The 15,170-nt window shown below is 48.4% G+C and carries 12 protein-coding genes; 1 reads left to right on the plus strand and 11 read right to left on the minus strand.

Annotated elements, in window-relative coordinates:
* Positions 1-45: 45 nt before the first annotated feature.
* The 5 genes from ACR32F_RS32140 to ACR32F_RS32160 all read right to left on the minus strand — a co-directional run bounded on the left by ACR32F_RS32140 (position 46) and on the right by ACR32F_RS32160 (position 6,985).
* Positions 46-1,326 carry a YycH family regulatory protein gene (locus ACR32F_RS32140; protein ID WP_440114929.1) on the minus strand — a complete coding sequence of 427 codons (1,281 nt, stop codon included), beginning with the start codon at positions 1,324-1,326 and terminating at the stop codon, positions 46-48.
* Positions 1,310-3,160 (minus strand): cell wall metabolism sensor histidine kinase WalK, encoded by a 1,851-nt coding sequence (gene walK, locus ACR32F_RS32145; RefSeq protein WP_440114932.1) that lies wholly within the window; start codon positions 3,158-3,160, stop codon positions 1,310-1,312. The genes ACR32F_RS32140 and walK overlap by 17 nt, the downstream gene beginning before the upstream one ends.
* The gene (gene yycF / locus ACR32F_RS32150; RefSeq protein ID WP_440114935.1) at positions 3,160-3,882 is read right to left on the minus strand and encodes a response regulator YycF; all 723 of its coding nucleotides are present in this window, start codon (positions 3,880-3,882) and stop codon (positions 3,160-3,162) included. The genes walK and yycF overlap by 1 nt, the downstream gene beginning before the upstream one ends.
* A 276-nt stretch (positions 3,883-4,158) precedes the next feature.
* Entirely contained in the window at positions 4,159-5,691 is a 1,533-nt protein-coding gene (locus ACR32F_RS32155; RefSeq protein ID WP_440114938.1) for a peptidoglycan DD-metalloendopeptidase family protein, read from the minus strand.
* 484 nt (positions 5,692-6,175) lie between these two features.
* A complete protein-coding gene (locus ACR32F_RS32160; protein ID WP_440114941.1) occupies positions 6,176-6,985 on the minus strand; it encodes a class I SAM-dependent methyltransferase in 810 nt (269 codons plus the stop codon).
* Positions 6,986-7,304: 319 nt separating this feature from the next.
* Here ACR32F_RS32160 and ACR32F_RS32165 point away from each other — a divergent pair, with 319 nt between their 5' ends.
* Entirely contained in the window at positions 7,305-8,489 is a 1,185-nt protein-coding gene (locus tag ACR32F_RS32165; protein WP_440109429.1) for an IS256 family transposase, read from the plus strand.
* Between the two features lie 154 nt (positions 8,490-8,643).
* Here the strand turns inward: ACR32F_RS32165 and ACR32F_RS32170 are convergent, their stop codons facing one another.
* The 6 genes from ACR32F_RS32170 to ACR32F_RS32195 all read right to left on the minus strand — a co-directional run bounded on the left by ACR32F_RS32170 (position 8,644) and on the right by ACR32F_RS32195 (position 15,165).
* Positions 8,644-9,414: a hypothetical protein gene (locus ACR32F_RS32170; protein WP_440114943.1), complete on the minus strand. Its 771-nt coding sequence runs from the start codon at positions 9,412-9,414 to the stop codon at positions 8,644-8,646.
* Positions 9,411-9,614 (minus strand): hypothetical protein, encoded by a 204-nt coding sequence (locus ACR32F_RS32175; protein WP_440114945.1) that lies wholly within the window; start codon positions 9,612-9,614, stop codon positions 9,411-9,413. The genes ACR32F_RS32170 and ACR32F_RS32175 overlap by 4 nt, the downstream gene beginning before the upstream one ends.
* A gap of 26 nt (positions 9,615-9,640) precedes the next feature.
* Complete coding sequence (locus tag ACR32F_RS32180) at positions 9,641-10,927, minus strand: adenylosuccinate synthase (RefSeq protein WP_440114946.1); 1,287 nt, start codon at positions 10,925-10,927, stop codon at positions 9,641-9,643.
* Between the two features lie 446 nt (positions 10,928-11,373).
* The gene (gene dnaB / locus ACR32F_RS32185; RefSeq protein ID WP_053781970.1) at positions 11,374-12,735 is read right to left on the minus strand and encodes a replicative DNA helicase; all 1,362 of its coding nucleotides are present in this window, start codon (positions 12,733-12,735) and stop codon (positions 11,374-11,376) included.
* Between the two features lies 1 nt (position 12,736).
* Positions 12,737-13,180 carry a 50S ribosomal protein L9 gene (gene rplI, locus ACR32F_RS32190; protein WP_024629550.1) on the minus strand — a complete coding sequence of 148 codons (444 nt, stop codon included), beginning with the start codon at positions 13,178-13,180 and terminating at the stop codon, positions 12,737-12,739.
* Positions 13,177-15,165 carry a DHH family phosphoesterase gene (locus tag ACR32F_RS32195; RefSeq protein WP_440114949.1) on the minus strand — a complete coding sequence of 663 codons (1,989 nt, stop codon included), beginning with the start codon at positions 15,163-15,165 and terminating at the stop codon, positions 13,177-13,179. The genes rplI and ACR32F_RS32195 overlap by 4 nt, the downstream gene beginning before the upstream one ends.
* Positions 15,166-15,170 lie beyond the last annotated feature (5 nt).

The raw sequence follows: 15,170 nt of genomic DNA on the forward strand, positions 1-15,170 counted from the left end.
TAGTGATAAAGTACAGCTACTCTTTGGTTCAATGACTATAACCTATCAAGATACGGTGGTCTCCTCACCATTGCCAAAGCGGATCACCCAGACAGGGATCAGCTTCAGACCATCCTCAATACTGGATGGACGATATGCCGGGTACACATCTACGACCTGACGGCTCTCACCTGCTACCTTCTGGATGAGGGCCTTCAGCTTGTCCCCACCAGGCAGCTTCACCGACTTTTTCGTCTCAGCACCTTCATTCAGGTATTCCAATGAACGTTCATAGCTGGATACCGTCTCCTGCTGCATCTCCATACTGATCGTCCCAAACCGGAACTGCATCGAATCCATAATCGGGAAGCTGCCGTAATACTGCTGGAACTGAAGCTGCGTTTTGTTCTCAGAGGTCTCCAGCATCATGCGCGACCTGCCTTTCCAGCCACCATGCTGATTCACAAAATCAACCGCAGAGAGTGCATCCTTCGCCGCATCAATCTGTCCTGCAGGTGGAGTAGCCGGATCGGTGTAGCTAATCCAACGTTGCTCCTGCTTCACTTGCAGGCTGCGTTTGCTGTCTGTATAGATCTCCGATCCATCCTTTTCCCGAATGTTCCGAGTCATGCTTGGATCAAAGAACAGGCTGCGCTGCATTTGCTCCACGGTGAATTGGCCTGTTGGCACATCCGCTTCAATCGTCTCCAGTGCCTCAGCCGGGATATAATACCCGCCGTCCATCAACGTATATGGCGTCCAGTTTGTACCGAAGTCAACGTGCTGCTGCACATCCTGTACGGTCAGATCCGCTTGTGTTGCTTCATATACCACATCACCCTTGGCGCTGAAGAACAGTGCATGAGCTTTTGTTTCATTTTTGGCCGTATAAATCGAGATTCGGTTAATCGTCTCCCCTTGGAACAAGGAATCCGTCCCAAGCCTCATCACCCGTTGTAACAACGCTACGGGAATCCCCTCTTTGAACGATAGCTCAAAGCCAGGGTTTTCCTTGCGAATCTGATTCCAGTTTACCGACTGCACACTGCGACGCTGAAAATCATCGAACGTCCGTCCCTGCAAACGAGAGTAGATCAACTGATAGAACGTATTGCCAGGGTAAAACACCGTATGTTTGTCCTCCCCCAGATGAATAATCATCTGATCCGGGAAGATTAATTGTTCAATATTGCGTTCCTGACCCATATTCTCGGTCTTCACATAGTTTGTCTCTGATGTCACAATCGAATCGCCGCCACCAGGCAGACGATAGATCAGGAAGTAACTCTGTACCAAACTGGCAACGATGAGGGAAGCGAGCACCAGTGATTTAATCCGTTCTTTCACGGTGTTCACCCCCTTCCTCGCGCATCGGCAGCGTAAACGTCACTGTTGTTCCTACATCCACCTCGGAATCCAGCGAGATGCTGCCATCATGTGCCTTTACAATTTCCCGGGCAATGGACAGGCCAAGCCCTGTGCCACCCATACTACGGGAGCGAGCCTTGTCCACTCGATAAAACCGCTCAAAGATACGATCCAAATCCCGCTGTGGAATCCCCATCCCTGTATCCGTGACCGAAATGGCAAGCGTATGCGCATCACTGCGTCTGGCCGCAATCGTAATCGTGCCGCCTTCCAACGTGTACTTCAGCGCATTGGATACGACATTATCAAGCACCTGATCAATCTGGTCTCGATCCAGCGGTACCGCCGGAATGCCGTTTTCCACTGACAATACAGGCAGAATATCCTTCTGCTGCATCTGGAACGAGAACCGATCCGTCACTTCCTCCAGCATCTCCAGGACATCAGTTGGCTGTTTGCGCAACATCGCTTCCTTGGAATCCAGACGTGACAGATGCAGTAGATCTGTAACGAGCCGAATCATGCGCTCTGTCTCATTCTGGATGACCCCAACGAAACGTCCGGCAAGCTGCGGATCTTCCAGAGCCCCATCATCTAACGCCTCGGCGTAACTCTTGATTGTTGTCAGTGGTGTTCGCAGCTCATGCGATACATTGGCTACGAATTCACGCCGTGAGGCCTCAAGCTCTTCCTGCTCCGTGACGTCCTGGAGCACAGCGATGGTACCTGTAATGCCCAGCTCACGCCGATGAACCGGTGTGAACGTCATGCGGATCACAACCGGCTCTTCTTGTCCCGCTGGCGCAATCTGCAGCAGCGTTGAGCCTGTGAAGCCACTCGCGAGTGCTTCCGCATCTTCTGGATCAATGCCAAGCAGCACGGCGAAGTGTCTTCCCTCAATATCCGCAGGACGCATACCAAGAATGCTGCTGGCACGGCGGTTAACCAGAATAACCTTGCCATACTCATCCGTTGCAACCACGCCGTCACTCATATTCGTCAGAATGGAGGTCAACTTCTCCTTCTCCTCTTCGTTCTGGGAGAGTGCATCACGCAACCTACTCGTCATATAGTTAAAAGCCCGACTGAGCTGTCCAATCTCATCCGTGCCGAATACAGGTGTCTGCTGGTCGAAGTTGCCTTCTGCGACCGCTGTCGCTCTTCGGGTCACTTCCTTAATCGGCTGCGTAATGGTATGCGACAGAATGACGCCAAGCACCGCCGTTAACACCAAGGCAATCAAAATCCCGGAGATGAAAATCTTGTTTATGCCCTCCATGGTAGAATAAAGCTCGTTCATGGAGGCCGCGATGTAGACCGCACCGATAATTTTGCCACCAGATAGAACCGGCTTGGCAACGACTTTTTTGCGTACATTATCCTCGTCTACGATATATTCCTCATTGTCCCGAATGCCTTGCAACGCACGGCTGACAACGGTTTGGGTGTTTTTGCGCCCAATATAATCAGAATGTGAACTCAGGGAGGTGGTCAGCACTTTACCGCTGGCATCCAACACCTGAATTTCGGCTCCATTAATGTTGAACAGATTGTTCACCAGCACACGCAGATTTTCCGTTTTATCCTCGCCAGCCTCAGCTTCGCCTCCAGCCATGGTCTCTCCAACCAGAACGGATAACATCTCGGCTCGCGCCTGCAAATCCTCTGTAAAGTTACTGGTGAGCGAGTTCTTCATGGCACTAACAAAATAAACGCCGATCAATTGCATTGCAATCAGAATCAGCAGTACATAAATAATAATCAGTTTCGCCTGAATCGTTCGAAAGAACGAAAATCGCGAGAAACGCCCCATTATATCCCCACGCTTTTGGCACTGCGTACGAGGTAACCCAACCCGCGGCGAGTCAGAATCGTTTCCGGTTTACTCGGATTCTCCTCAATCTTCTCACGCAGACGACGGATCGTGACATCCACGGTACGTACATCGCCGAAATATTCATATCCCCATACCGCCTGCAGCAAATGCTCCCGTGTCATGACCTTGCCGGAATGCTTCGCCATATAATAGAGAAGTTCATACTCACGATGGGTCAGATCAAGAGGTTCTCCGCCTTTGTAAGCCGTATACATGTCCATATCAAATGCCAGATCGAACAGCCGCATGACCTGCCTCTCCTCATCTTCCGGAGCTTCTGCCGTAATAGCAGGCTTCTGCCGTCTGCGCATCTGTGCCTTCACCCTTGCGAGTAACTCGCGTGTACTGAATGGCTTCGTTACGTAATCATCCGCACCCAGCTCCAGGCCGAGCACCTTATCGATCTCGCCATCCTTTGCGGTCAGCATAATGATCGGCATCTCCAGATGGGCACGCACCTCTCGGCACACATCCATACCGTCCTTACCTGGAAGCATCAGATCCAGCAGCATCAGATCCGGCTTCTCGGATAACGCCAGTTCAACTGCACGTATCCCGTCGAAGGCGCAGATGACCTCATACCCCTCTTTTTCCAAATTAAATTTCAGAATGTCCGCAATGGGCTGTTCATCGTCCACCACCAAAATCTTCCCCTGCATCGGCTGTATTCACCCCTATATTCCTGCTTGATCCGCCTGCGCGGTCTATCTCTCTTATATATAGCTTGTACATAAGCCTAGTTGATTCATTTCTTCTGATTTTATCCACTATAGTCTATATCAGATGTCTTGTTGCCTATAGTTTATAGTTTAACATACCTGAGGCACCGTCACATCCCGATCCGGGGCTTCGACCGAACCCAAATGAAAAAAATTTACAGCACCAAAAAACAAGGCCAGCATCATATGCCAACCTTGCTCTTGATCACGCTATAACTAGTTCAAGTACGTCAACGGATTTTCCACCGTTCCATTCTTGATAATCTCAAAATGCAGATGCGTTCCAGTTGAGCGGCCTGTATTGCCCATAACGCCAATGCTCTCGCCCTTTTCAACCACTTGTCCAACCTTAACACCAATGCTGTCCAAATGTCCGTACAGTGTTTCGTATCCGTTACGATGGTTAATAATGATGACATTGCCATAACCACTCTTCTGTCCTGCAAAAGTAATCACGCCCTCATCAGACGCTTTCACATCCCGGTTACCTACCAGATCGACACCTTTGTGCTGGCGTCCCCAGCGTTGTCCGAAGCTGCTGCTCATCGTAGCATTGGATACCGGCCAGGCGAATTCGCCAGTACCTTCACCAACCACTTTCGTTCCGCTTAGTACCACTTCGGTAACTGCTGTTTTGATCACTTCCTGGCCAAGCCATTCTTCTTGAACAACTTCACCATTTTCCTTTGTCACACGATATTGCATGCTTTTCAGCCCACTTTGGCCTGGACGCACCACTTTCGTTATGCCTGCTTTCAGATCAGCACTTTTGCGTACCTCCACTTGCGGTTTAATCTCGATTTGTTCCACAACCTGCTCTACGGATTTCACCGTAACCGCCGGTTTTGGCACTGTCAGGGTCAGCTCGTCCCCAATTTGCAGTGACGTTTCCTTGATACCCGGATTATGTTGGCGAATCTCGCTTTGTGTAATTTCATACTTGGAAGCGATTGAAGAGATCGTATCTCCTTCACGAACGACATAAGTTACAGGCGCGTCTTTACCAACGGTTAATGCTTTAACCGCCTCGGACACATCCCATATTTTGTTCGGATCAGCCTTCACCACATCTGTCGCGACATCTTCCTTGATGTCTACGGACTTCAGCGTTGTGCTTGGCCCTTCGGCTTTCTTCGAAGAGTTTGCCGATACCGCCATCGTCTTGAGCGAACTTCGCACAGCCGATGTCGATATGTATTTTTTCTGTACTTGTTCCAGAATGGCATCTGCTGTTGCCTGATCCTTCACAATGCCGATGACCTCGCCGTCTACCTTGAGTTCAACACCCTTGGCATACGCAGTCAACATATTACCGAGTTTATCCAGCGTCTCTTTGCTGTTCACTTCCGGTTTGTATGTTTTCACCGTTTCAGTTGTAATGCCGTCTGTGTTCAGCACCATTTCCGCTTGCGGATATTTATTTTGGTATTCCTCTGTTTTGTCTGCAAATAGTTTCTGTAGTTGCGCTTCATCCGTAATACTGCCGATCTCTTTCCCTTTGACGATCACTTTATAATAAGGGACTGTATTTGCAGCAACGTATTGTTTGCCTGCGAATCCGATCGAAGCAGCGATAAGCAAACCGCATGCTGCCGTAATCATCCATTTGCGCGAGGCCAGAACGCGCTTCTTATTCACACTGAAGGTGGACATGCTCATGTTGTTTTTGTCTTCGGCCGTCCGGTGTTCCCCGGATTGTTCGTGTACCCGGTTTTTGTCCGGTTGGCGTATGCCTCTGAAACCTTTCATGATTCTCTCCTTTTCAGCACTTCTCAGTTCGCATTTCTGTCAAGACATCACCCATGGATTCTGTCTCATGCTTGTCGATATTTGTATTCGGGTGTCCGCAAATCAGGACTTTATCTGCGCTCTTAAAAGTGTCAAAATTTTAACCTTTTATCACACTCGTATACTTTAACACAGGTTTTACAATCATTTCAACTGTAGACGTCACAGCGCAAAGCCGCGCCCAGCTTGGTTTCCCTGAATTAACCATAAGGTATCAGCGTATATCCATCTCCCATTATGCCTCAACATCCGCTGTACTATGTACTTTTGATCCCATTTTAAGACTAGGTTCTAAGACCCGCTGTAATATGCCTTTTTTTCATAAAAAATACAAAAAAATCCCCCACCAGATCAACTCTGATAAGGGATTACGTAAACAACCTATTGCTGTTTCAGCTTAAACTGGATTTCATCTCATGCACAATAGAAATGAACTTCCCTGTCTCTATTCTTTGACTGCAAGAATGACAAATCGCTTCTGCTGCACTTCCCAGAATCCATGTTTCTCCATCTCCATATGAATATCCATCAATGGTTCACGGAATTGTTCCACCTTGAAATCAGGTACTTGCCACGGGATGGTCTTCAGATAATATACCAGTGCTCCTATATCATAGAAACGCTGCGTGGGGGCTGCTTCGCGTTGCTCCAGAGTACGGAATCCACACTGTTCCAGCCGATGGACAGCACGATCCATCTCCCATCCAGCGTAATCCGCTGGCATAGGAATGCCGAGCCGATCATTGATCTCCCGGCAATCTGACCAACCTACCTGTTGAGTCAGAAACAGTCCCCCTGCGGATAGAATCCGCCTAACTTCCTGCTCATCATACGACTCATGCCGATTAAGAATCAGATCGAACTCCCCGTCTTCGAAAGGAAGTTGCGAATCATCAGTCACCGGAAGCACCTTCACACCCAACGGCTGTAAACGTTTCTCTGCAATCGGTATATTCGGGAGATATCCTTCGGTCGCACATGTGTTCGGAGGAAGCGGAAGCAGGCTGGACAGCATTTCTCCTCCACCAGTTCCCATGTCGAGCATTCGTTCTGTCTGGTTCAACAATCGGCGTGCCATCGTTCCATAGGACCAGGGCAGCATTCCGCTCTGGAGTCGACCACTCCCCGTGACATAGCTAAAATCCCAGCCACTAAATGGCTGATCTGCCTCTTGCAGCCCTTGCTCGTACCGCTTATTTGCCGCCTCAGCAAGCTGCTTTACTGACGGTTCTGACTTAGAATTATATAAGTTCATGTTCGATTAAACCTCCAATAGTGTATTCCTAAACACAGGTACATCGTATCTTTTGAATTCACCATATGAACGGAGGTCCACGAATTGGGCTGGAGGCTTCTGCAATGTGGCAAATCCATTTTTATATGTCGTGTTCTCTACCTTTATACTTCATATAATGTTCCCTCCTGAATAGGATGTTTAGATATAATTCTGTAATTCTTAAATAACCTAATGCTTTATATCAGAGAGCGTAAAATATATTGTGTAAATAGAAAAAGGAAGACCTTTTCTAGTAGAATTGAGTTACCACACAACAATTCAGAGAGAGGTCTTCCCTATGAATCATTTTACAACAGATTTAGTTCAAGCTCTAGTCACCAAACAAGATATTACAGAAGTATTTCGCAATCATTTAGAGTCTGCCATGAACCACTTGCTCGAAACGGAGCTTACAGCGTTTCTGGATTATGAAAAATACGACCGTGCTGGCGTGAATTCAGGCAACTCTCGTAACGGATCGTACACTCGTACGCTTCATACCGAGTATGGCGACTTGCAGCTTAGTATGCCTCGGGATCGGAATGGAGTGTTCAAACAGCAGACGGTAGCGCCGTATAAACGTTCCAATGACACCCTGGAATCCTTTGTCATTCACCTGTTTCAAAAGGGGGTCACCATGACGGAAATCGCTGACCTCATCGAGAAAATGTATGGCCATCACTACACGCCTCAAACGGTTTCCAACATGACCAAAGTCATGACCCAGCATGTCGATGCATTTATGAAACGACCGCTGGAGAAGCGTTATGTCTGCGTCTATATTGATGCGACGTACATCCCTGTGAAGCGTGAAACGGTAGCCAAGGAAGCGGTCTATATTGCCGTAGGCATTCGTGAGGATGGCTCCAAAGAGGTACTTACGTACGCGATTGCACCGACCGAATCCGCTTATATCTGGAAAGAACTACTTCAGGACGTCAAACAGCGTGGCACCGAACAAATCCTTCTGTTTATCTCTGACGGACTGACCGGGATTGTGAATGCAATCCAAGAGGTATATCCCCAAGCGAAGTACCAAACCTGTTGCGTTCATTTATCTCGTAACATCGCCCACAAAGTTCGGGTGACGGATCGAGCAGAGATCTGTGAAGATTTCAAGTCCGTGTATCGTGCTGAGGATGAAGAAGCAGGTAAGGCTGCTCTGACTACCTTCTGTGACAAATGGAAAGCCACCTATCCCAAAGTGGTTCAATCGTTGAGAGAGAATCCCTATATTTTCACGTTTTACAGCTTTCCCAAACCCATCTGGAGAAGCCTGTATTCGACGAATCTGATCGAATCGTTTAACAAGCAAATCAAGAAATACACGAATCGGAAAGAACAATTCCCTCATGAAGAGGCATTAGAAAAATTCCTGGTTTCCCAGTTTGAAAGCTATAACCAACGTTTTGCTACCCGTTGTCATATTGGCTTCGATCAAGCACGAGCAGAACTGCTAGCCATGTTCACCACAAAAGAGTAACATCACCCTACATAAGAAAAGGTTATTTCATTTACACAAAAATCTTGACGCTGCCTTATATCATTTCCAATATTTATTTAGATTATATTCAAGAGAATCCGCCAAGTCTATAGGAAACATGAATTAACATGTCTTGTCCACTACCTTGCCTATCTTATTCTGTTTGCAGAACCTCCATCAGATTATCGTATTCTTCACTGGTCAAGTATTTCGAGATCACCTGCTCAATATCCCGTAACTCCTGTTCGGTCAGGCCACCTTCCATAGCACCCGAGATTTGCTGCATTTCTTTCTGAGGCAGCTTATTCATGAGCAGGCTGAAGATCTTCTCCTTTTCCTCCAGCGGCAGCTTATCCTTCTTGCCTGTAATGTCATCGGGGGAGACAACAATGTCGTCATTGCCAGATGAGGTAGCATCACCGGAGTTCGCACCTGTTCCGTTGCCAGAGCCTGTACCCTTTCCAGCTTCCCCGGAACCGTTACCCGGAGTTGAACCCGTCCCCGTGCCTGAATCCCCACCTGAATTCGATTCTGTAGATGCGTCCGTTCCTGAACCCGTTCCCGCATCCTCGCCAGAGCCGTTATCCTGTCCTGAGCTGTTACCTGCATGGTTGCCGGATTCTCCGCTTTTTGCCCCGTTCACCATGACCGATATCGCATCTTCAGGCACCTGCTCTTGCTCCGCACCGGTAGGCTGATCGGTCTTTCCTGATCCAGGCTTGTTTTTCTCTTCGTTCACTTTACCTCCCAGTGCCCCTTGGAACATGGCTGTTAGTCCCATCGATTGGCCCTCCCACTGAATATTGAAACTGGCGAGCAGCGATTTTACGTAAGACTGTACAATTAATCCGGTAGTCAACAAGGTTAACGAACTGACCAGCAGTACGGTTAGCAATATTTTAGTAAACCACGAAACTATCTTCATTTCCGTTCTCTCCCTCCGATTTCCACGCCCATATGGCCATTCTGCATGTGGGTCTGCAACTCTACTGTTAACCAGTATTGACGGAAATCTCGGGAATATATCCGAAAAACATACAAAAAACCTCCAGTCATCGCTATAAAAGCAATAACTGGAGGCTGTACCTGCCTGAGATCGACAGACTTACCTATATTGTAATCCAAGAAATGTTCTCCCTTTATTTCTTCGATTATTCGTAGATTGGAAGAACTTGATTCGTTTGCTCACGGTTACGACCAACAGAGAAGATGGCAATTGGAATGTTTGTCAGCTCAGAAACACGTTTTACATAGTTCTGTGTATTCACTGGCAGGTCTTCGAGTTTCTTCGCTCCAGTGATATCTTCGCTCCAGCCTGGAAGCTCTTCGTATACCGCTTCACATTCAGCCAGCATTTTGAGGCTTGCCGGATAGTGAGTGATAACCTCGCCGCGGAATTTGTATCCCGTGCAGATTTTCACCGTTTCCAGACCTGTCATTACATCCAGAGAGTTCAGGGACAGACCTGTAATTCCGCTGACACGACGAGCGTGGCGAACGACAACACTGTCGAACCAGCCCACACGACGCGGACGTCCAGTTACAGTGCCGTACTCATGTCCTGTCTCACGGATTTGGTCACCAATTGCATCATGCAGTTCCGTTGGGAATGGGCCATCTCCTACACGTGTCGTGTAGGCTTTTGCTACTCCAATGACTTGCTGGATACGAGCAGGGCCTACGCCAGAACCGATACATACGCCACCTGCGGACGGATTGGATGATGTAACAAATGGATAAGTTCCTTGATCAAGGTCCAACATAACGCCTTGTGCGCCTTCAAACAATACTTTCTTGTCTTCATCAATGTATTCATTGAGCACAACGGATGTATCACGTACATAAGGACGCAGGATTTCTGCGTATCCCAGGTAATCTTTCAGAATTTCTTCAACATCTACAGGCTCGCCGCCGTAAACTTGCTCGATGATCCGGTTCTTTTCTTTGACCAGATGACGCAGCTTCAGTTCGAACTCATCAGCATCAAGAAGGTCAACCATACGAATGCCGATCCGGGCTGATTTGTCCATGTAACACGGGCCAATGCCCTTGCCAGTCGTACCAATTTTGTTCGGGCCTTTACTCTCCTCTTCCAATGCATCCAATACCATGTGATATGGCAGGATGATATGAGCGCGCTCACTGATGGACAGGTTCTTCGTTGTAAAATCATTATCATGAATATAGTTAATTTCTTCGATGAGTGCCTTCGGGTTGATAACCATTCCGTTACCAATTACACACGCTTTATCCGTGTAGAAAATCCCTGATGGAATCATCGTCAGTTTATATTTTTTGTTATCGATCAGAATCGTATGACCCGCATTGTTACCACCTTGGTAACGAGCCACCACATCAGCGCTCTCCGCCAAATAATCCGTGATTTTACCTTTACCTTCGTCTCCCCATTGCGTTCCCACTACAACTACCGTTGACATAGTTAACATTCCTCCGTGGGTGCCTTGCGCACCTTTGTATTGGTCTGTCCGTCCTCTATCCCGGCAGGAATTTTTTACGCAAAAAACCGGCGGAGAAGCGTGCTAACGGACAGTGAAAAGCTCCTTCCGTTACATTCAAGGGAAGGTTTGCGCTGCTTTAACGCAGCAGTATTAGTGTACCAGTCCCCATTTTCAAAGTCAAATCAAATGGCGAACAATTAGATATAGTAAAACTATAATGTTCGGAATTAACCCGGTATTTCAACACAAAAAACCGGAGACTTCAGCCTAAACTTGCTTGACTGCTGTCACCGGTTCTATTATTCGTATTCCACATGGACTCTAGATGTCGTATTTACGACGCATTTATGAGTTCGTATGATCTATTTGTTGATGCTCGGGACAGACGGTTTCGCTTCCCAATCGAAGCACTCCGTGCCTGTCCCCTACATGGCAAAGGCATCATTGTGTGCCCTCTCATAGTTAACGAATTTATTAAAGTTCTTCAGGAACACCAGTTCCACCGTACCTACCGGACCGTTACGCTGTTTGGCGATAATGATCTCGATGATGTTTTTCTTCTCGGTTTCCTGGTTATAGTAGTCATCCCGGTACAGGAACGCTACGATGTCGGCATCTTGCTCGATCGAACCCGATTCCCGCAAGTCACTCATCATCGGACGTTTATCCTGACGTTGCTCTACACCCCGACTCAGCTGAGACAAGGCGATAACCGGAACTTCCAGTTCCCGGCCAATCTGTTTCAGTGTACGCGAGATCTCGGATACCTCTTGTTGACGGTTCTCCCCGGCTTTACCACGTCCACTAATCAGTTGGAGGTAGTCGATCAGAATCATGCCAAGGCCCTTCTCCTTCTTGAGACGACGGCATTTGGCACGAATATCCGCTACGGTAATCCCTGGTGTATCATCGATATAGATGTTGGCTTCATTCAAGGCTGCAATGCCCATCGTCAGCTTCTGCCAGTCTTCATCACCCTTGAAATCACCCATACGCATCACGCTGGCATCCAGGTTGGCTTCCGCACAGATCATACGTTGCACCAGCTGGGCGGCTGACATCTCCAGACTGAAGATGGCTACCGTCTCCTGTGCCCTGATTGCGACGTTCTGAGCGATATTCAAGGCAAAGGCCGTTTTTCCTACTGAAGGACGAGCCGCTACGATAATCAAGTCACTGCGCTGGAATCCGGCGGTCATCTTGTCCAAATCGATGAAACCGGACGGAATTCCAGTGGTCGTTCCCTTGTTCTGATGCAGTGTCTCCACACGATCGAATACTTCCATCAGTACATCCTGAATAGCTATAAAACCACTACTGGAACGTCGGTTGGAAATCTCCAGAATACGTCTTTCGGCTTCTCCGAGCATAGCAGCAACATCTTCGCCGCCTGTATATCCTTCGCTCACGATCTGTGTTGCCGTACGAATCAGGCGACGCAGCATCGATTTCTCTTCGATAATCTGAGCGTAATAGTCTACGTTCGCGGCTGTAGGTACACCATGGGCCAGCTTCGCCAGATAACTAACGCCGCCGATGTCCTCCAGTTCACCTTTATCCTTCAGAAGCGAAGTCAGTGTCACGAGGTCAATCGGTTGATTTCCCTCGCCAAGCTGGATCATTGCTTCAAAGATTAATTGATGGGGTTTATCATAGAAATCCTCGGTTTGCACCCGTTCCATCGCTGTAATCAGGGCTTCACCCTGCAACAGGATTGCACCCAGCACGGCCTGCTCGGCTTCCAGGTTCTGCGGGGGAATCCGGTCGAATAACATTTCGCCGCCCATCTTACTCTTCCGTTACCTGTACCTTCAAGGTTGCCTTCACTTCAGGGTGAACCTTGACAGTTACTTGTGTGACGCCGAGTGTACGAATAGGCTCGTCCAGCTCAATTTTGCGTTTGTCGACTTTCAGACCTTTCGCTGCCAATGCTTCTGCGATCTGTTTGCTCGTAATTGCACCGAACAGACGGCCGCCTTCACCGGACTTCGCTTTCAGTTCAGTCACTTCGGCTTCCAGCTTTTTAGCGAGTGCTTCGGCTTCGGCTTTCTCTTCTTGTTTGCGTCGATCTTCCGCTGCCTTCTGGTTGTCCAGTGTTTTCATGTTTCCGTCTGTTGCTGGACGTGCGATTCCCCGTGGGAGAAGGAAGTTCTGGGCGTAGCCCTCAGACACTTCCTTCACTTGTCCTTTTTTACCTTGACCCTTCATATCTTTTATAAAAATGACTTTCATTCGAACAGCCCCTCTTCTTTTTCGATTTCAGCCAGTACGTTCGTCAGCCGTTTTTCTGCCTCTTCAAGCGTACCTTCAAGCTGCACGGCAGCATTCGTCAGATGTCCGCCACCGCCTAGTCGTTCCATCACAACCTGAACATTCATGCGCCCCAGCGATCTCGCACTGATGCCAATCAGTCCATCGGGACGCTCACTAATGACAAATGAAGCGACCACGTCGGTCATATTGAGCAATGTGTCCGCCACTTGGGCGATCATCATTTGTGGAATCTTGCTGCCAGGGTTCGTGACCGCCAGCGCAATGTTCCCATATATCATTTTAGCACGCTTTATGATTTCTGCCTTAGCAATATATTCTGACAGATCTTCTTTCATCAGCCGCTGGATCATAATCGTGTCCGCACCACTGCGACGCAGGAAACCTGCCGCTTCGAACGTTCTCGAACCTGTATGGAGTGCAAAATGCTTCGTATCCACCGTAATCCCGGCCAATAAGGCCGTTGCTTCGAGCGGAGTGAATTGTACCTTGTCATGAATATACTGCAAGAGCTCCGTCACAAGTTCCGCCGCAGAGGATGCATAAGGCTCCAGGTAGATCAACACAGCGTCATTAATGAACTCCTCACCCCGGCGATGGTGATCCACGACCACTACACGGGTAGCAGAATGAACCAGTTTCGGCTCCATCGTCATGGACGCCTTATGCGTGTCCACCACCACGAGCAGCGTGTGCTCGGTCATCATCTGGGTCGCTTGTTCCGGTGTAACAAAGGCTTTGGATAGCTTCTCATCCTTGTTCACCTGTTCCATCAAGCGTTCAATCGACGGATTAGGTCCATCCAGTACAATTCGCGCCTCCACATTATATAAACTGGCGGCTTTCCATACCCCGATTGAAGCTCCGATCGCATCCATATCGGGCATTTTGTGACCCATGATAATTACCCGATCGCTCTCTTGCATCAGATCACGCAGCGCGTGAGCGATCACTCGGGCTCTCACCCGTGTCCGTTTTTCCACTGCATTGGACTTTCCACCATAGAAGGACAACCGTTGTCCAGACTTCACAGCAGCCTGATCACCACCGCGACCAAGTGCCATGTCCAGACTGGACTGTGCCAGTTCCCCCATCTCGCTAATGCTATCCGAGCCGAACGCCAGTCCAACACTCAGGGTCATCGGTACCTTGAGATCAGCCGTCATCTCCCGAACTTCATCCAGGATAACAAATCGGCTCTGCTCCAGCTCCTGCAATGATTTGTAATTTAACATCATAAGATACCGATCAGAGGATAGACGGCGCAAATATACTTCGTACCGCTTCGCCCAAGAGGTAATCTCACTTGTCACACGAGCAATCAGCGCGGTCCGCTGCTGATCGTCCATCCCTTGAGAAGCTTCATCCAGATTATCCAGCACCAAAATCCCCAGGGCAACACGTTCATTTTCATATTTATCACGAAGAACGGCTAGTTCCGTAATCTCGTAAACATACACATACCGCTCCTGCGGGTTATGAATGACTCCATAATGCCGATCATCCAACTGAAATTCGTCATGAAGTTCCTTGGATGACTCTTTGGTTCCATCCTTCTTCTCTTTAGGCTGAGGAAGTTTGGGAAACAAATTTTGCAGCGTACTGCCCACCATCGTCTTCTCTTGAAACATCTCTGCGACGAAGCGGTTATGCCACTCTACCGTACGATCTTCACTGTACAGCACAATCCCAAATGGGAGCATACTGACCGCTTCTCCCTCCATCCGTTTAATACGAATGGTTAGGCCATTAATATAGTCGTTAAGCTCACGGCGGAACGCGAGCTCCGCCTTTATCATGACGATTCCCAGCGCCGAAGCCAGTATCAGACTAATCAAACCAAGCGTCCAGTTATAGATGGTAACCAACATAACAAGCAACAGCAGCAGTATGAACGCCCATACGGTATAGTAGCCGTGCCAGCGTTTCTTCAGAAATTTAGGCATGACTC

It is taken from the genome of Paenibacillus hebaui (assembly GCF_051934385.1).
Taxonomy (GTDB): Bacteria; Bacillota; Bacilli; order Paenibacillales; family Paenibacillaceae; genus Paenibacillus.